This is a genomic window from Streptomyces malaysiensis subsp. samsunensis (assembly GCF_024519315.1).
GTDB lineage: Bacteria > Actinomycetota > Actinomycetes > Streptomycetales > Streptomycetaceae > Streptomyces > Streptomyces malaysiensis.
The window spans coordinates 1-16,344 of record NZ_JANIIC010000028.1 but is presented as its reverse complement, the minus strand read 5'-3'; the positions used below and the strand labels follow the sequence as shown (position 1 = coordinate 16,344).

The window sequence follows — 16,344 nt, the reverse complement described above, 5'->3', positions numbered from 1 at the left end:
CGCCGACGGCAGAGGTTTTGGAATCAACAATGCGCTTGGGTCGGAGGCGCCGGGGCGCGGGGCGCGGGAGGCCCGAGGGGCCACGGGAGAGCTCAGAAGGGCTCAGAAGGACCCAGGACGGCCCGCAAGGACACGATTGAGCCCCGGCGACCCGGCAAGACCGGGGGAGGACTCGGAGCCGCTCAGGGGCGGTTCGGGGACGCTCGGAACGGCTCCGGGGCGGTCGGGATCAGCCCTGCCGACACCCAGGGACGACTCACGGACGCTCAAGGGATCTCGGGGCGACGCTCAGGAGACTCGGGAACGCTCAGGGGATGACGATGACGGGCCGCTGCGCCCGCCGTGCGAGCCGCCCCGCGACCGAGCCGAAGATCCGCCCCACCAGCCCGTGCGTGGAGCCCACCACGATGGCGTCGGCCGCGTACTCCCGGCCGACCTCCTCCAGCTCATGGCAGATGTCCCCGCCGCGTTCGACGAGGATCCAGGGCACCTCGGCGAGATGGTCGGCGCAGGCCAACTCGAGCCCCAGCACCTCGGTGCGGTGATCGGGGACATCGACGAAGACCGGCGGCTCACAGCCCGCCCAGACCGTCGTCGGCAGCCGGTTGGCCACATGGACGATGATCAGTCCTGAGCCTGAGCGCCGGGCCATGCCGATGGCGTAGGCGAGGGCGCGTTCGCTCGACGTGGAACCGTCGAATCCCACCACAACACCGTGCTGGAACGCTGGATCGCAGGAATGACGTGTTTCTTCCGCCGCTTCGGGGTGCGCCATATGATCGGCGACCCGCTTGCGGTCCGCGGGTTCGGGGATTTCGTGACCGGCCATCGGTGTCTCGGCGAAGGATGTCCTCGTGCGGAGGGATCGGCGGGGGCTCAGGTTGGGGGTCGTCGGGGGACTTGAGCTCCGCTGGAGCTCGGCGGACGGCCTCGAGCGGTCGAAATCCGTCCGGGATTCATCTTTCCAAGCCCTTACCCCCAAGGGTACGGCGGCATTCACCACCTGCCCAGAGGTAGCCACGGGAGCGGAGCCGCCCGAAGCGTTCCCCGGAGCATGCCGGAGGGCGGCCCGTAACGCAATGCCCCAAGTGGTCCCCCATCGGCCCGGGGCCGGGCCCGGAGCCCGGCCGGGCCGGGCCGCCGCGGTGGGCCGTGCGGCCGCCCGGCAGTGACCTGGGAGCGGGCCGGGCGTTGTAGTAGCGGCACCGGTTGCGGCATCCCCGGCCCGACGCGCTCACCTGCCCGGATCCACCGCCCGCCGCCCCTTCGCCGCCCCTGCGCGGAATCCCTGCCGACACCTCGCCGGCTGTTCGAGAGGAACCCTGCCCGTGCCCGTCGCCCGCGAGTACGACGCCCCCGGCGGCACCCCCTGCGGCGGGGCCGGGGCACCCGGACGGCCCCACATTCCGAGCCCCGCTCGAGCCCCGGTCCAGGCCCCCGCTAGCGACGCGGTGAGCGAGGTGATCCGCTGGGCGGGCTTCAGCTGTGCCGTGGTCCCCGTCGTCCTGCTCCTGTGCGGACTGCCCTTCGGCGCCGCCCTGGGAGCCGCCGCGGGCCTGGCCGCCGTGACGGCCGCCAGCCACGCCCTGCTGCGCCATTCCGAGCGCACCGCGGCCCGGCTGGACGCGGACGGCGTGAGCCCGCACCGGGGCCGTCACGGCCGTACGGGGATCGGCGCGCACCGGGGCGGCCACCGCGTCTGAGACATGACAACGAACCGGACCGCGACCCGGAACCGGGGACGCGGTGCGTGATGCTCCGCGCACTCAGCGCTGATGGAGCCTCGCTGGAGAACCGCTCAAGTCCACGGAAGTACGAGGGTGAGGTACGCCGGTCGTATGACGCATCCGTACGTCTGCGCCCGCTTGTTTTCAGCCAACTTCCGGCCACACTTCTTCCCTTGGCAAACACCGTGCTCAACCCCCGTCCGGCCAGCGTGGAAAGGGGTCCGCGAGGCATGTACCCCCTACGGGAAGTGGGTGTCCGCACAAGGCGTACTTCACAGCGAGGGCTACGAGTGCAACGCTTCGTGATCGAATGCTTCGCGCCAAGTTGTCATGTCGACATAGTGGCGGGTGGTGAACTGGTCACGGCGACCACACGCGACACAGTAGATTCGATCTTGGCCATGACCGGCGGGGGAACCGTTCAGGACCGAGGGGAAACGTGCAGGACCGAGAGGACGCGACCACCGAGGGGGGCTTAGTGCCATGAGCCAGGACTCCACGACCGTACCGGAGACCTCGCGCAAGCTCTCCGGACGCCGGCGACGAGAAATCGTCGCGGTGCTGCTGTTCAGCGGCGGCCCCATCTTCGAAAGCTCCATCCCGCTCTCCGTCTTCGGTATCGACCGGCAGGACGCCGGAGTCCCTCGGTACCGACTGCTGGTGTGCGCGGGCGAAGATGTGCCACTGCGAACGACTGGCGGACTGGAACTGACCGCACCATACGGCCTGGAGGCACTCTCCCGGGCCGGCACCGTCGTCGTACCGGCCTGGCGGTCGATAACCCAGCCGCCACCGGCCGCCGCGCTCGACGCGCTGCGCCGCGCGCACGAGGAGGGCGCGCGGATCGTGGGCCTGTGCACCGGGGCCTTCGTACTGGCCGCCGCCGGGCTGCTGGACGGCCGCCCGGCGACCACCCATTGGATGTACGCGCCGACGCTCGCCAAGCGCTACCCGTCGGTCCATGTGGACCCCCGAGAGCTCTTCGTCGACGACGGTGACGTACTGACCTCGGCGGGCACCGCCGCCGGGATCGACCTGTGCCTGCACATCGTGCGCACCGACCACGGCGCGGACGCCGCCGGCGCCCTCGCCCGGCGCCTGGTCGTCCCACCGCGCCGCAGCGGAGGGCAGGAGCGCTATCTGGACAGGTCATTACCAGAGGAGATCGGAGCGGATCCGCTCGCCGAGGTCGTGGCGTGGGCGCTCGAGCATCTGCACGAGCAGTTCGACGTCGAGGCCCTGGCCGCCCGCGCCTATATGAGCCGCAGAACCTTCGACCGCAGGTTCCGCTCGCTCACTGGGAGCGCTCCACTCCAGTGGCTGATCACCCAGCGGGTGCTTCAGGCGCAGCGGCTCCTGGAGACCTCCGACTACTCGGTCGACGAGGTCGCCGGCCGCTGCGGCTTCCGCTCGCCGGTCGCGCTGCGCGGGCACTTCCGGCGGCAGCTGGGGTCCTCCCCGGCCGCCTACCGGGCCGCGTACCGCGCCCGCAGGCCCCAGGGCGGGCCTGCGGACCGTCCGGACCGCCCCGACCGCCTGGAGCGGCTGGAGCGGCTGGAGCGGGCCGACCGGCCCGACCGCGCCGAGGTGATCGAGCCCCGTACGGGCGACCATGCCCTGCCGCTGCGGCGGCCGGGCGCGCCCGGCGGTCCCACCGGTCACTCGGGGCACCCTCCGCACCACCATCACGCTCCGCATCCGGAACCTGGCAAACCGGAGTCGGACGCCTACGCCCCACGCCTGCCCGAACAGGCCGCGGGCCGCGCCCCAGGCCGTCCAACCCTGCCCGGCCAGCGGGAACGCCCCGTAGGGTGAGACGTATGAACGATCGCATGGTGTGGATCGACTGCGAGATGACCGGGCTCTCGCTGGCGAACGACGCGCTTATCGAGGTGGCCGCGCTGGTCACGGACTCCGAGCTGAACATCCTGGGCGACGGAGTGGACATCGTTGTCCGGCCCCCCGCGGAAGCGCTGGTCACCATGGTCGAGGTGGTGCGCGATATGCACACCACCTCCGGCCTGCTCGCCGAGCTCGAGGGCGGGACGACGCTCGAGGAGGCCCAGGACCAGGTCCTGGGCTACATCCGCGAGCACGTCCCCGAGGCCGGCAAGGCCCCGCTGTGCGGAAACTCGGTCGGCACCGACCGCGGCTTCCTCCTGCGGGACATGCCGACGCTCGAGAGCTACCTCCACTACCGGATCGTCGACGTCTCCTCGATCAAGGAGCTGGCCCGCCGCTGGTACCCGCGGGCCTACTTCAACAGCCCCAAGAAGAACGGCAACCACCGAGCGCTCGCGGACATCCACGAGTCCATCGCCGAGCTGCGCTACTACCGGGAAGCGATCTTCGTCCCGGCGCCCGGCCCGGACTCGGACACGGCGAAGTCGATCGCGGCCAAGCACGTCCTGCCCGCCCGGTCCGCCTGACCCGTATCCGCCGTCCCGGTGCTCGCTCCCGACTCCCCGAAAGCCGGGAGCGAGCACCCCTCCGGACCCTGTACACTTTTTCTCGGCCGGTGCGGAAGCGCCGGTCATGGTGGGTATAGCTCAGCTGGTAGAGCACCTGGTTGTGGTCCAGGATGTCGCGGGTTCGAGTCCCGTTACTCACCCTCCTCCAAGAGGCCGCTGACCTGCACAAATGGGTCGGCGGCCTCTTTGGTGCACACGGCTTTGTCGCCGTCGAACGCGATCCGCCGATCCTTTGTCGTGCCCGAGGTCAGTGCAGGGCCTCGATGGCCTTAAGGATCAACGCCCGCGCCTCGGCCCCGTACACGGCCATGCCACGCAGTTGCTCGAACGCCTTCAGGTACAGGGCGATCTCGGAGGGCTGGGTGATCCGTACCCTCGCGGACACCAGCTCCACGGACACGAGCTTGTCGTCATACACGTGGAAGGTCTCGCGTGGCCACTGGGAGCGCTGGTGCGCGGCCGCCGGGATGATGCCCAGGGACACCGTGGGGATCGCGCCGGCGGTGAGGAGGTAGCCGAGCTGCGCCGCCATCGCGTCGGCGTCGGCGATCTGGCAGTGCAGGACGGACTCTTCGATGAGTAGGGCAAACCGGCGGCCGGGGTCGTGGATGACTCGCGAGCGGTCGACCCGGGCACGCGCGGCCTCGGTGCTGTCGTCAACAGGGAGTTCACGGAAGCGGGCTGCCGCCCCGAGGACGCTGGTCGCGTAACCCTCGGTCTGAAGCAGGCCGGGGACGAGCGTAGACGAGTACACGCGGAAACGGTTCGTGGCGCGGAAGAGCTTGCCGGTGTTCTCCTGCAACTCTGTCAGACCCCTGCGGATCTGGTGGCGCCACTCCCTGTACATCGACTCGGCGTTCACCGATTGCACGACGATGTCCTGTGCCTGGGACTGTGTTCCGAGGGCAGCGCACCACTGGCGGATGTCGTTGGCCGTGGGACCGGTGATCGCATTCTCGATGCGGGACGTCTTGGAGTGGTGCAAGCCGCACCGGTTTGCCAGCTCGGTGATCGTCAGTCTTGCCTCCTTGCGGAGGTCGCGCAGGCGTCCGGCGACGGCCTCGCGAGCGGCCTGGGCGGACGAGGAGGGGGAGACGGGCATGAGCTGGCCTACCGATGCTTTCTACTAGTGGATCTCGTACTGCTCGTGCGGGACGGCTCTGGCCCATGCCTCTTCAAATGCGGCGGCGCACAGTTTGGCGGCGGCGGGATCGTCCGAGAGGTCCTGGCCCGACGACCCGCCGTCGCCAGTGAAGTGGTTCCACCGAATGACTCGGCCGTCGAAGAGCCAGAAGTCATTGCCGGGCAGAGCGATATCCGAGGCGCGCCGACGTGGGAGCCAGCGCACTTGTTCGCCTGCCGCGATGTTGGTGAAGGTGCCGGAGTGCTCGAAGCGGATGTATTCGCTGACCGGCTCAGACACAATCCGCGCGCGGCGTACGACGACGCCGCGGGCAACGGTGTCCTGGATCAGGTCCAGCCATGGCCGCCACCAGGACGCCCGGTCTGCCGGGTCATGGCGGAAACCCTGTCGCCACGCCTCGAACTGCTGCCGCTCGCTGTCGACCGAGTAGACGTCACGCATCTCCAGGTGCACGGCCGAGCGGGTGCACCCCGCCATCAGTTCAGTGAACGTCGGTGCGCTCGACGGCATCGCATGCCTCCCTGATCATGTGCACCATCCTGGCCGGAATACGGATGACAGCCTCGTGCGCCGGGATCCCCTTCGCGTGACCGGGGATGTCGAACGCCGCGCATTCGGCTTGGAGTTCTGGGCTCGGCTTCCATCCCTGAAAGACGAGTTCGTGCCTTTCCTCATCGACCCAGACCGTAGGGCTCTCGTCGTCGCCGGTGTTCGGGTCGATCCCGATGAACAGTAGGGCCATGACTACCTCCACCAACGTGGTGTGCAGCTTTCTGCAATAACGTCACCTCCACAGAGCGCTGAGGCCAAGGGTACGAAGCGTCGACGTCCCTCAACAGGGGGATGTTCTGCACAGATCTGCACACTGCTGGTATCGACGTTGTTCAGGCTCGTAGCGTCGGCGAGCACGACAAACCCCCGACGAGGCGGCGGAGCCTCGGCCGTTTCGGGAGCCGCTATCTGATGAGCACGGAGCCGACCATGACGACCCGAGCCCTGCCGTGGGCACCGCCGAACGCCGAGGACGTCGAGCTCTTACCGGTGGGCGAATGGTGGGACGCCATCTCCGCGCCCACTCGCGTCGCCGACCGCGCCCTGGAACTGCTCGGCGGCCGGTCCGGAGCCGTGATCCAGGACGACACCTACGGCACGACGTACTGGCTGATCGGCATCGATACCGCCCGCAGCTGGTGCATGCGCCAGATCCGCGTCCTCACCGCACTCGCCGACGAAGGCACCCTCCTCGGCGTACCGCCCGTCTCCTGGGGACCCGAGCACCGGACCCACTGGCGCATCCCCCTCGGCCCCGACCGGTATCTGACCGGCACCCATCATCTGGCCCACGCCCTGCGCCAGGCCCTCGACGACGTCCTCGGCCCGGCACCGGACGGCCGCCAGCTCTGCCATCGCTGCCAACTCCCCACCGACGAACCGATCCCCATCACCGTCGAACACACCGGCAGCGTCGCCGCCACGACCACCTACGCCTGCCCCACCCACGCCCGGGACCACCCGCACGACACAGTGGCCCAGGTCGCCGCCATGCGCCGCGCCCTCGAACGGGGCAGCTCCCGATGACGACCCCGACGAGGCCAAGAACCCAACAGCATTGGTCCTGCCGGACATCGTGGTCCTGCGGTTCCAGAGATAAGCGGGGTACTGGCTGAGCCACGCGGATGCGCTGATGCTGCTTCTTGCGGGCCAGTTCGTGGCTGACCGGGAGATCTGGGGGAATATCCGCTGCCCCTTTTCATCCCGCTTGCCGCAGTGGCCTGACCGTTATGAAGCGCATCACTCTCGGAGGCGACCATGCCGAAACACCTTCCCTTCCGCCTGGCGGTGGCCACCGCCGGCGCGGTGATCGGATTTACCGCGGTTTCGTCAACGGCTGAGGCGGCCGCACCGCCCCTCTCGCATCCGCGGATCGTCGCCCATTTCGACCGTCCGGCCGGGCAGGTGGCGGAAAGCGTCGTCGTGCGACCGAATGGGTCGGCGGATGTCGGCCTCATTCTGTCGCGGCAGGTGGCTCACGTCACGCTTGGCGGACGGGTTGAGGTATTGGCAACCATGCCCCTCCCCGCGGATGGGGGCGTGAACACACCCGGGACCGGGTTCGCCGCCGTGACGGGGATCGAACGAACTGGAGATGGAACCCTTTACTTCCTCTATTCGGCCGGAGACGAACACCTCACCGGTCTATGGAAACTGCGCCCGGGAGGCAAGCCGGAGCGCGTCGCCGCTCTGCCGACCGCGAGTTTTCTCAACGGACTTGCCAGGGACGACCGTACGGGGGATTTCTACATCACCGACTCCACACAGGGAAGGGTTTGGCAGGTCGGGCCGCACGGCGGAACCGCCGAGCTCTGGGCCGCGGGAGAGGATCTCGCCCCGGTTCATTTCTTCGGCGCCAATGGCGTGAAGGTGCACAACGGAGCCGTATGGGTTTCCAACATCGATCGGGGAACGATCCTTCGTATACCGCTGACGGACAAGGGAACAGCCGGCCCCCATCAGGTCAAGGCATCCGGACTCGACAGTGTCGATGATTTCGCCTTCACCGGTCGCGGCGATCAGCTGCTGGCCGCGCTCAATATCCCGAACAAGGTGGTCCTCATCACTCCGGGCAAGGCCGACCGTATCGTCCTCGATGAGAGCGATGGCCTACAGAACACCACATCGGTGGCGGTCGACGGCGACACGGTCTACGTCGCCAGCGGTGCGCTCACCACAGGCGGGGATGCGAATCTGCTGACGGCCCATCTCGGCCACCGCGGCTAGGGCGGCAGCGGATTCGCCATTCAGGCCGATCGACAGGCTCCGCCGCTCGGGCGGAGCCTCCCCACGGCAGCCCGCTCCCCGGCGGTCGACGCGGGAGTATCCGCGGCCGGCAGATCAGTCGCCCCATTTATCCCAGGAACTTTATCCCAGGAACGGCAGTACCATGCTATCGACCGTGGGGTCGGTGACAATGGGGACATGAGCCGTCCAGAGAACTCACTGGGTAACACACTGCGCGCATGGCGTGCCCGGATCACGACTGAAGACGTTGGGCTGCCGGCCACCCGACGGCGACGCACCGCCGGTTTGCGCCGCGAAGAACTCGCCTCTCTGGCCGGGATATCCACGGATTACCTTCTGCGTCTTGAACAGGGCCGGGCCCTGCGCCCATCTCGAGACGTCGTGGCCTCACTCGCCCGCGCGCTGCGCCTGAGTACGAATGAGACCTGTCACTTTCATCTGGTGGCCGGGCTTCTTCCGCCGACGCCCCAAAACATCCCGCATCAGCTGCCGCCTGGTGTACAACGGCTCGTCAGCCGCTGGGGGAACATTCCGGTGGGGGTGTTCTCCGCCTCATGGACCCTGCTGACATGGACATCCATGTGGGCGGCCCTGCTGGGTGACCCGTCCCTTCGACCGCCGGAAGAACGAAACCTGGTACGCGCGGTGTTCAAGAAGCCATCGGACGCGGGCCATCCGCTCTTTCTCATGGAGCAGAGCACCACAGAATTCAAAGCCGCTCTCGTCGCAGACCTTCGGATCACGCACGGAGCGTATCCCCATGATGAGGAATTCAGAGTTCTGATGGGTGAGGCCATGAGCGAAAGCGAAGAGTTCCGAGCCCTGTGGAGCACCCCGGCGCTCGGCTCACGTCTGGGTGGCCACAAACGCCTCCAGCATCCTCTCGTAGGGGAGATAAGCCTCGACAACGATGTGCTGAAGGTGCCTGACCACGATGTGCGGATCGTGACCTATACGGCGGAGCCGGGCACCACGGACGAGGAAAAACTGGAGTACTTGCGCATTGCCGCCGCCCGGACCGCGCCGCCGGCGCCCCCGCTTTCCCTCTCGCCGACGCCTCCGACACCGCTGCGGGATTGAGGCTTACGAGGTCAACTGCTCATGCGCGGTGCGGCCGGAGTCGGCCGGCGCGACGCCACATTCGGGCTGGTTGATCTCGGCCCACACCGCGTCGAGGGAGAGGCCGAGGACATCGGCGATCGCCGCGATGGTCGGGAAGGCAGGGGTGGCGACACGGCCCGACTCGATCTTCCGGAGGGTCTCCGGTGAGACACGTGCGTCGAGCGCGGTTTCGAGCATCGAGCGCTCTCCCCTGGCCCGACGGAGGAGGGCGCCGAGACGCTGTCCGCGTTCGACCTCTGCGGGAGTGAGCGGCAACCTGACCATGACCCCGATTCTAGTACCGGTATAGTATGGCCGGTATAATTATTGGTCGCATGAGGAAGACGCCGCATGATCGAGATCCTGAACCACACCCGGCTGGCCCGAGCCAAGGACACCGGCGCCCTGGTCGCCGACATCCTGCACACGCTGAAGGGCCGCAGCACGATCGGCACCAATCTCCTCGACATCGACCGGTGGGCCAAGACCATGATCGTCGAAGCGGGAGCGCAGTCCTGCTACGTCGACTACGCGCCGTCCTTCGGACGCGGCCCGTTCGGCCACTACATCTGCACCGCCGTCAACGACGCGGTGCTCCACGGTCGGCCGTACGACTACTCACTCGCCGACGGCGATCTGCTGACGCTCGACCTCGCCGTCTCCCTGGGCGGAGTCGCCGCGGACGCCGCCATCAGCTTCATCGTGGGCGACGCCAGGCCCCCGGAGAGCGTCGCGATGATCGGCGCGACCGAGCGCGCGCTGGCCGCGGGGATCGCCGCCGCCGGCCCCGGGGCCCGCATCGGCGATATCTCCCATGCCATCGGCACGGTCCTCAGCGAGGCGGGGTACCCGATCAACACCGAATTCGGCGGTCATGGCATCGGGTCGACGATGCACCAGGACCCGCACGTTTCGAACACCGGACGGCCCGGCCGTGGATACAAACTGCGCCCTGGGCTGCTGCTGGCCCTGGAGCCATGGGTCATGGCGGACACCGCTCAACTGGTCACCGATGCCGACGGGTGGACCCTCCGCAGCGCGACAGGCTGCCGGACGGCCCACAGCGAGCACACGATCGCCATCACCGACGACGGAGCCGAAATCCTCACCCTGCCGAAGCAGACGCAGCCGTGAGGCCGGAGCCCCCGCGTTCGTTTCTCCAAGCGCTTCCAAGCACTGCGCGCTGAGCGCCGCATGCTGACGCGGCATCTCGTGCGGACCGCGTTCGCCAAACCGGTGTACGTGCCGTAGGCAAGACTGGGGCGCATGGATGTCTCAACCACCCGGCACTCCGTTCCCTACTACTCCCAATGGGAATCGGCGTCCCTGGTCCCGGAGTTCCTCGCCGGCCTGGACGCGGGCGATGACCCGCTGTGGCAGAAGTCCGGCGCGGACAATCCGCATGAGTACGCGTTTTGGGCCCGGCGGATGTGCGGTGTGGCGTGCCTGCGGATGGTGCTGGCCTTCTGGGGACACCAGGTCCCGCCGTCCGTGCCGCTGGTGCGGGAGCTGAGCGAGGCCGGGGCCTACGTCCGTAACGGGGACACGGTACGGGGGTTGATCTACCAGCCCTTCGCCGAGCATGTGAAGGCACGGTGGGGGCTGGACGCCCGGTCGGTCCCCGACCTGCCGCCGGAGCGGATCCCCGCGGCCATCGCGAGCGGACGCCTGGCGCTGCTGTCCGTCCACCCTACGATCCGGACGCCTGAACTCCCTCCTCCAGGCAAAGGAGGGCATCTGGTGCTTGCCGTCGGCGCCGGTGAGGAAGGCGTCATCATTCACAACCCGTCAGGTCTGCCGGGCGACTCCCAGGAGTACGCCACGGTCGCGTGGGAACACCTCGACACCTTCTACGCGCGCAGGGGCGTGATCATCGGCGAGTGAGGCGGCGCCCTGACGGGCCGATGGCCAACACGGGCGTACCGGCGTCGTCCTCGATTCCGCTCGAGGACGACGCGCGGCCGGCCCTCAGACGACGATGACCCGGCGCCCGCGTGTATGACCCGCGGCGCTGTCGATATGCGCCGCCGCGGCCTCGGCCAACGGGTACGACTTCTCGACCGGGATATGGAGCTTGCCCCGCGCGATGAGGCCGGTGGCCTCGGCGAGCGCTTCCGGCACGCTCCCGGCCACGCCGGAGAATCGGACACCGAGCTCCGGCGCGCCGAGATCGGCGATGGAGATCACCTTCCGCGGATCCCCGGTCAGCTCGACGAGTTCGGGAATCACGCCCGAGCCGGCCAGATCGAGGGCCGCGTCGACATGGCCGAGCCGCCGCACCCGCTCGACCCAGCCCTCGCCGTACGCCGTGGCGAGGGCACCAAGGCTCCGCAGATAGTCCTGGTTCGCGGCCCCGGCCGTGCCGATCACCGTGATGCCGCGATCGCGGGCGATCTGCAAAACCGCCGATCCGACTCCCCCGGACGCCCCGCTGACCAGCAGCGTCTCCCCGGGCCGCACACCGACCTCGCGGATGATACGCAGCGCGGTCTCCACCACGGAGGGGTACCCGGCCGCCTCTTCGAACGTCAGCCCCTCGGGCATACGGGCCCAGGCCGACAGCACGGCGAACTCGGCATAGGTACTGAAGCCTTCGCCGAATACATGGTCGCCGACCTCGACCCCTTCGACGCCCGCACCGATCTCGTCCACCACCCCGGAGGCGTCCAGCCCGACTCCGGCGGGCAGCTCGATCGGATGGGCCTTCAGGATCTGGCCTTCCCGGATCCTCCAGTCGACGGGGTTCACACCCGCCGCCCGCACGGCGATGCGTATCTGGCCGGGGCCCGCGTGGGGCTCCTCGGCGTCCACGAGTTGCAGAACGTCCGGACCGCCGAATTCGGCGAAGCTCACTCTCTTCATGCAGCCGACCGTAACACTAACGGTTAGGTTTTAAAGACGGTTCCAGATTTGTATCTGATAGCGTCAGGGCATGACCGTGCCGTCCGGACGCCGTGAGCGCAAGAAGGCCGCGACCCGCCAGAAGATCGCCGACACCGCCCTGCGGCTCTTCCTGGAGCGCGGATACGACGCGGTGGGCATCCGGGACGTGGCCGCCGAGGCCGACGTGGCCGTCACCACGCTCTTCTCCCACTTCGCCTCGAAAGAGGCCCTGGTGTTCGAGCAGGACGAGGACTTCGAGCACCGCCTCACTCAGGCGGTCACCGACCGGGCGCCGCACGAGCCGCTCATCCCCGCGCTGCGCCATGAGGTCCAGGCCCTGGTGCGACATTGCACGGCGGACAGCGCCACCCCGATCTGGCGCATGGTCGAGGAATCACCCGCCCTGCGGGAGTACGAGGAGTCGATGAGGCTGCGCCATGCGGAATCGCTTGCAGCGGCCATCACCGCCGACCCCGGCCTGCCACAGGACACGACGGCCTGCCGGGCGATCGCGAGATTCGTGATCGACGCCTATGCGGTGGCCCGGGAGGCGGCCGATCCGGAGACCGCGCTCGACGAGATCTTCCGGATGATCGAGGCGGCCTGGGCCGTCACCCGCCTCTCCGGAACCGCCACCGGCACGGCCGGACCGTAGTCAGGGCCGTGGCCAGGAGCGTAGTCAGGGCCGTAGTCAGGGCCGTGGCCAGGGCCGTGGTCAAAGCCGTGGCCGGGACTCACCCCCGCGACGGCCGGCAGCGCTCCGGCGCGGTGACTTCACGGTGGCTTCGCCGTGACGTCAAGCGCTCTGCGGAACGCAGACCGGTTCGCAGCTGACCGTGCCACTGGCCGCCGCGATGACGGCCTCGAGGCGGTCACGGGCCATGGCCAGGTCGGCGATCCGGTCGTTCATGCGGTCGCGTTCGGCGGTCAGACGGTTGATGGTGTCGGGAGTGGCGACACCGGTGTGGGTGCAGGGGATGAGCTCCCGGATGGTCTTGCTCGACAGGCCCGAGGCGTAGAGGCACTGGATCAGCAGGACGCGGTCGACCGCGGCGTCCGGGTAGTGGCGCTGGCCGCTGGGGCTGCGCTCCGAGGTGAGCAGGTGCTGCTCTTCGTAGTAGCGCAGCGCCCGTACGCTGACGCCGGTCTGGGCGGCGAGTTCGCCGATGCGCACCGTGACTCCTACCTCTGCCTCTGACGTCAAGGATGGTTTTCAGAGTATTTCAAGGTAGTCGAGCGCGGCGATGCGAGCCGGGGTTCGGCGGGGCAGGGGCCCTGCCGGGTGACCAGGGCCCCTGCCGTCCGGTTTCCGGTGCCGCCGCCAGGTTTCCTTCGCCGCTCGGTTGCGGCCGCCGCCCGGTTACGACTGCTGCTCGTCCTCGATGGCCTCCGCGATTCGGGCCAGCGTCTTGGTGATGGACTCCTCGACACCGGCCTTGTCGAGGCCGACCCCGGTGAGCACGCCCGAGCCGTCCTCGTGTTCGAGGAGGGCGAGCAGGATGTGCTCGGTGCCGACGTAGTTGTGGCCCAGGCGGAGCGCCTCGCGGAAGGTGAGCTCCAGGACCTTGCGGGCGTCCGCGTCGAACGGGATCAGGGCGGGCAAGGACTCGGCCGCGGGCGGCAGGGCCTCGGTGGCGGCCTGCCGGACGGTGTCCAGGAGGACGCCCTCCTGGGCGAGGATCGCCTTCGCGGCCAGGCCCTCGGGCTCCGCGAGGAGGCCGAGGACGAGGTGTGCGGGGCCGATCTCGGCGCTGGAGGCGGCGCGGGCCTCGTTCTGGGACGCCACCACCACATTGCGGGCGCGGGGGGTGTAGCGGCCGAAGCCCTGGCTGGGGTCGAGGTCCTGGATCACCTCGGACGCCTTGGGCACGAAGCGCTTCTGGGCGGCCTGCCGCGTGACCCCCATGGACGCGCCGATGTCCGTCCAGGAGGCGCCGGAGCGGCGGGCCTGGTCCACGAAGTGGCCGATGAGATGGTCGGCCACCTCATCGAGGTGCTCGGCGGCGATCACCGCGTCGGCGAGCTGATCGAGGGCGTCGGTGTGGACCTTCTTGATGGCCTCGATCAGATCGTCGAGACGCACGGGATGGGTGGATCCGACTGGTTTCGTCATGCGTCAACCATAGGTTGACACCCTCGCGACTGTCAACGTCGGGTTGACAGTGAATCCGGTGCGGGAACCACCTGGCGGTGCGGGCACCACCTAAGCGCTTAGCTGGAAGTGCCCCGACCTGCCGTCGATCGTCTACGGCGCCGTCGTGGCTGGTCGCGCCCGCGCGGCGGAGCCGCAGATCGACACGGCCCCGCGCCCCTTCGGGGCGCCACCGAACCGCAGCCGACTTCCGCCGATCCGCTTAGCCCCGGTGCCCGGAGCGCGACTGATGCGGGGGCCAGAACGAAGTCCAGGTGAACTTGTCGCCGCCCACCCACCGGACCACATCCGGATCGTCCAGATCGACGTCGTCCAGGCCGACCTCACGGGCGATCTCGATGACGTCCAGGACCGAATACGCCTTGCCCGCCAGCTCACCGGCGATCTCGACCAGCCGGAACGGGGGCTCGTCGTGCTGGACGCCGAGCACCACGATCGGAGGCCAGTGGATGCGCGGGGCCTGGGATTCGGTCATATGTCCAAGGCTGCTCCCCACACCCCCTCACCGCACCTCGGAGCCGCCGGGCCGCGCGGCCGGGCACTCCGCCGGACCGCACCGGCTCGCCCGCGCCCGCGGCGCGGCCCACGATGGCCCGGTGGACGGAGAACATGGCCCGATAGCCGGCGGGATGGGCCGCCGGGGCTTCCTCGGAGCCGCCGCGGCGGCAGGTGCCGGGGCCGCCGGGGTGGCCGCGACGGGCTGCGACTCCTCGGCCGAGCGGAACGGCCCGCGCGCCCACCCCTCCCGTCGCGCCGACGCCGCGCGCCGGGCGGAGGAGGCGGAGCGCGCCCGGCCGGGAAGTGCCGACTGGCGCATCCGCTCGGCGGGGCCGCCCGACGCCATCGAGGGCTATACCGACCGGGTGAGCGTGCTGCCCGACGGGGAGTTCGGGCTCCATGTGTCGACCACCGCCCCCGCCTTCCGCGTATCGGCCTACCGGATCGGCTGGTACGGCGGGGCGCAGGCGCGGCTGGTGTGGCGGTCGGGCCGGGTGGACGGCAGAAAGCAGAGCGCGCCCCTGTTCCTCGACACCACCCGCACGGTGCGGGCCGACTGGGACCGTTCGCTCCGGGTCCGCGCCCGGAACTGGCCGGAGGGCGCGTATCTGCTGCGGCTGGACGCCTCGAACGGCCATCAGCGCTACGTACCGCTGATCGTCCGCTCACGGCAGGCGCGGGGCCGGACCCTGCTGATGCACGCACCGGCCACCTGGCAGGCGTACAACACCTGGGGCGGCTACAGCCTCTACCAGGGCCGGGACGGTGCGTACGGGACGCGCTCGCTGGCCGTCAGCTTCGACCGGCCGTACGCGAGCAGCGGGGCGGAGAAGCTCCTGGTCTACGAGCGGGCCGTGGTGGTACTCGCCGAGCGGCTGGGCCTTCCGCTCGCGTACACCACGGGCGTGGACGTCCATCTGCAACCGGCGGTGCTGAAGGGCGCCTCGGCCACCCTGTCGCTCGGTCACGACGAGTACTGGACCCCGCAGCAGCGGCAGTACGTCACCCGGCCCCGGGACGACGGCACCAATCCGGCCATCCTCGGCGCCAACACCTGCTTCCGCCGGTGGGCTTCCCGACCGACGCCCCGTACGTCGTCCTGGACAGCGGCCACTGGCTGTTCGCCGGGACCGGGGTGGACGACGGCGACTCCTTCGACCATCTGGTGGGTGTGGAGTACGACCGGGTCACTCCGGGCGATCCCACCCCGGCGCCGCTGCGGATCATCGCCCACTCCCCCTGGTCTGCCGGGGGCGGCACAGCCACTCGGACTCCGCGTACTACACGGTGGCGAGCGGCGCCGGGGTCTTCGCCTCGGGGACGATGCGCTGGGTGGAGGCCCTGATGGCGGGGACCCATGAGAACGGCCGCAACCATGGGATGGACGCACGCACCAGGGCCTTCGTCTCCCGCACCACGGAGAATCTGCTGCGCGCCTTCGCGGCGGGGCCCTGTGGCAGGAACAAGCCGCGGCCGAAGGACAATGTGCGCGCGGTGTACGGGGTCGGGGCACGGACCGAACGCGCGTGAGCGGCGGGGGGCCCCCGCCCCGGGGGCCCCCCCGGCGGG

20 protein-coding genes, 1 tRNA gene and 1 pseudogene are annotated in these 16,344 nt (G+C 69.4%); 13 read left to right on the top strand and 9 right to left on the bottom strand.

Annotated elements, in window-relative coordinates; genetic code table 11:
• Window positions 1-307: 307 nt before the first annotated feature.
• Entirely contained in the window at window positions 308-829 is a 522-nt protein-coding gene (locus NQU54_RS23325; protein WP_257632792.1) for a universal stress protein, read from the bottom strand.
• A 499-nt stretch (window positions 830-1,328) separates the two neighbouring features.
• Here NQU54_RS23325 and NQU54_RS23320 point away from each other — a divergent pair, with 499 nt between their 5' ends.
• The 4 genes from NQU54_RS23320 (at window position 1,329) to NQU54_RS23305 (ending at window position 4,338) form a co-directional block, all read left to right on the top strand.
• On the top strand, window positions 1,329-1,703 hold the full coding sequence (locus tag NQU54_RS23320) for a hypothetical protein (protein WP_306278981.1): 375 nt from the start codon (window positions 1,329-1,331) through the stop codon (window positions 1,701-1,703).
• 507 nt (window positions 1,704-2,210) lie between these two features.
• The gene (locus NQU54_RS23315) at window positions 2,211-3,542 is read left to right on the top strand and encodes a helix-turn-helix domain-containing protein (protein WP_257632791.1); all 1,332 of its coding nucleotides are present in this window, start codon (window positions 2,211-2,213) and stop codon (window positions 3,540-3,542) included.
• Between the two features lie 5 nt (window positions 3,543-3,547).
• Window positions 3,548-4,156 carry an oligoribonuclease gene (gene orn / locus NQU54_RS23310; protein WP_257632790.1) on the top strand — a complete coding sequence of 203 codons (609 nt, stop codon included), beginning with the start codon at window positions 3,548-3,550 and terminating at the stop codon, window positions 4,154-4,156.
• 109 nt (window positions 4,157-4,265) lie between these two features.
• A tRNA-His gene (locus NQU54_RS23305) sits at window positions 4,266-4,338 on the top strand.
• A gap of 107 nt (window positions 4,339-4,445) precedes the next feature.
• Here the strand turns inward: NQU54_RS23305 and NQU54_RS23300 are convergent.
• The 3 genes from NQU54_RS23300 to NQU54_RS23290 are packed head-to-tail and all read right to left on the bottom strand — an operon-like array spanning window position 4,446 to window position 6,084.
• Window positions 4,446-5,300: a helix-turn-helix domain-containing protein gene (locus NQU54_RS23300; RefSeq protein ID WP_257632789.1), complete on the bottom strand. Its 855-nt coding sequence runs from the start codon at window positions 5,298-5,300 to the stop codon at window positions 4,446-4,448.
• Window positions 5,301-5,324: 24 nt separating this feature from the next.
• Window positions 5,325-5,852 carry a DUF6879 family protein gene (locus NQU54_RS23295; protein ID WP_257632788.1) on the bottom strand — a complete coding sequence of 176 codons (528 nt, stop codon included), beginning with the start codon at window positions 5,850-5,852 and terminating at the stop codon, window positions 5,325-5,327.
• Window positions 5,824-6,084, bottom strand: a complete 261-nt coding sequence (locus NQU54_RS23290) for a hypothetical protein (RefSeq protein ID WP_257632787.1) — start codon at window positions 6,082-6,084, stop codon at window positions 5,824-5,826. The genes NQU54_RS23295 and NQU54_RS23290 overlap by 29 nt, the downstream gene beginning before the upstream one ends.
• Window positions 6,085-6,323: 239 nt before the next feature.
• Here NQU54_RS23290 and NQU54_RS23285 point away from each other — a divergent pair, with 239 nt between their 5' ends.
• The 3 genes from NQU54_RS23285 to NQU54_RS23275 all read left to right on the top strand — a co-directional run bounded on the left by NQU54_RS23285 (window position 6,324) and on the right by NQU54_RS23275 (window position 9,221).
• Window positions 6,324-6,920, top strand: coding sequence for a hypothetical protein (locus NQU54_RS23285; protein WP_257632786.1), 597 nt, complete (start codon window positions 6,324-6,326; stop codon window positions 6,918-6,920).
• A gap of 231 nt (window positions 6,921-7,151) precedes the next feature.
• Window positions 7,152-8,120, top strand: coding sequence for an SMP-30/gluconolactonase/LRE family protein (locus tag NQU54_RS23280; RefSeq protein WP_257632785.1), 969 nt, complete (start codon window positions 7,152-7,154; stop codon window positions 8,118-8,120).
• A gap of 198 nt (window positions 8,121-8,318) precedes the next feature.
• Entirely contained in the window at window positions 8,319-9,221 is a 903-nt protein-coding gene (locus NQU54_RS23275) for a helix-turn-helix domain-containing protein (protein ID WP_257632784.1), read from the top strand.
• 3 nt (window positions 9,222-9,224) lie between these two features.
• Here the strand turns inward: NQU54_RS23275 and NQU54_RS23270 are convergent, their stop codons facing one another.
• The gene (locus NQU54_RS23270; protein WP_069863961.1) at window positions 9,225-9,527 is read right to left on the bottom strand and encodes a helix-turn-helix domain-containing protein; all 303 of its coding nucleotides are present in this window, start codon (window positions 9,525-9,527) and stop codon (window positions 9,225-9,227) included.
• A 66-nt stretch (window positions 9,528-9,593) separates the two neighbouring features.
• Between NQU54_RS23270 and map the strand changes: the two genes are divergently transcribed.
• Together map and NQU54_RS23260 are read left to right on the top strand one after the other, a co-directional pair.
• The gene (gene map / locus NQU54_RS23265) at window positions 9,594-10,376 is read left to right on the top strand and encodes a type I methionyl aminopeptidase (RefSeq protein WP_257632783.1); all 783 of its coding nucleotides are present in this window, start codon (window positions 9,594-9,596) and stop codon (window positions 10,374-10,376) included.
• Between the two features lie 132 nt (window positions 10,377-10,508).
• Window positions 10,509-11,126 carry a C39 family peptidase gene (locus tag NQU54_RS23260; RefSeq protein WP_257632782.1) on the top strand — a complete coding sequence of 206 codons (618 nt, stop codon included), beginning with the start codon at window positions 10,509-10,511 and terminating at the stop codon, window positions 11,124-11,126.
• 84 nt (window positions 11,127-11,210) lie between these two features.
• On the opposite strand, the gene NQU54_RS23255 is transcribed toward NQU54_RS23260, so the two are convergent.
• Window positions 11,211-12,104, bottom strand: coding sequence for an NADP-dependent oxidoreductase (locus tag NQU54_RS23255; RefSeq protein ID WP_257632781.1), 894 nt, complete (start codon window positions 12,102-12,104; stop codon window positions 11,211-11,213).
• 70 nt (window positions 12,105-12,174) lie between these two features.
• Here NQU54_RS23255 and NQU54_RS23250 point away from each other — a divergent pair, with 70 nt between their 5' ends.
• Complete coding sequence (locus NQU54_RS23250) at window positions 12,175-12,780, top strand: TetR/AcrR family transcriptional regulator (protein ID WP_257632780.1); 606 nt, start codon at window positions 12,175-12,177, stop codon at window positions 12,778-12,780.
• Between the two features lie 141 nt (window positions 12,781-12,921).
• Here the strand turns inward: NQU54_RS23250 and NQU54_RS23245 are convergent, their stop codons facing one another.
• The 3 genes from NQU54_RS23245 to NQU54_RS23235 form a co-directional block, all read right to left on the bottom strand.
• Window positions 12,922-13,299 carry a MerR family transcriptional regulator gene (locus tag NQU54_RS23245; protein ID WP_257632779.1) on the bottom strand — a complete coding sequence of 126 codons (378 nt, stop codon included), beginning with the start codon at window positions 13,297-13,299 and terminating at the stop codon, window positions 12,922-12,924.
• Between the two features lie 186 nt (window positions 13,300-13,485).
• Window positions 13,486-14,238, bottom strand: coding sequence for a Clp protease N-terminal domain-containing protein (locus NQU54_RS23240; RefSeq protein WP_257632778.1), 753 nt, complete (start codon window positions 14,236-14,238; stop codon window positions 13,486-13,488).
• 241 nt (window positions 14,239-14,479) lie between these two features.
• Window positions 14,480-14,752 carry a hypothetical protein gene (locus tag NQU54_RS23235; RefSeq protein WP_257632777.1) on the bottom strand — a complete coding sequence of 91 codons (273 nt, stop codon included), beginning with the start codon at window positions 14,750-14,752 and terminating at the stop codon, window positions 14,480-14,482.
• On the opposite strand from NQU54_RS23235, the pseudogene NQU54_RS23230 reads away from it, so the two are divergent.
• The 3 genes and pseudogenes from NQU54_RS23230 to NQU54_RS49335 form a co-directional block, all read left to right on the top strand.
• Window positions 14,727-15,881, top strand: a pseudogene (locus NQU54_RS23230) (N,N-dimethylformamidase beta subunit family domain-containing protein); the annotation flags it as partial. The gene NQU54_RS23235 and the pseudogene NQU54_RS23230 overlap by 26 nt on opposite strands.
• Complete coding sequence (locus NQU54_RS50150; protein WP_372506001.1) at window positions 15,842-16,120, top strand: N,N-dimethylformamidase beta subunit family domain-containing protein; 279 nt, start codon at window positions 15,842-15,844, stop codon at window positions 16,118-16,120. The pseudogene NQU54_RS23230 and the gene NQU54_RS50150, both read left to right, overlap by 40 nt.
• Window positions 16,120-16,305: a hypothetical protein gene (locus tag NQU54_RS49335; RefSeq protein WP_306278979.1), complete on the top strand. Its 186-nt coding sequence runs from the start codon at window positions 16,120-16,122 to the stop codon at window positions 16,303-16,305. The genes NQU54_RS50150 and NQU54_RS49335 overlap by 1 nt, the downstream gene beginning before the upstream one ends.
• The last annotated feature ends 39 nt before the right edge of the window (window positions 16,306-16,344 follow it).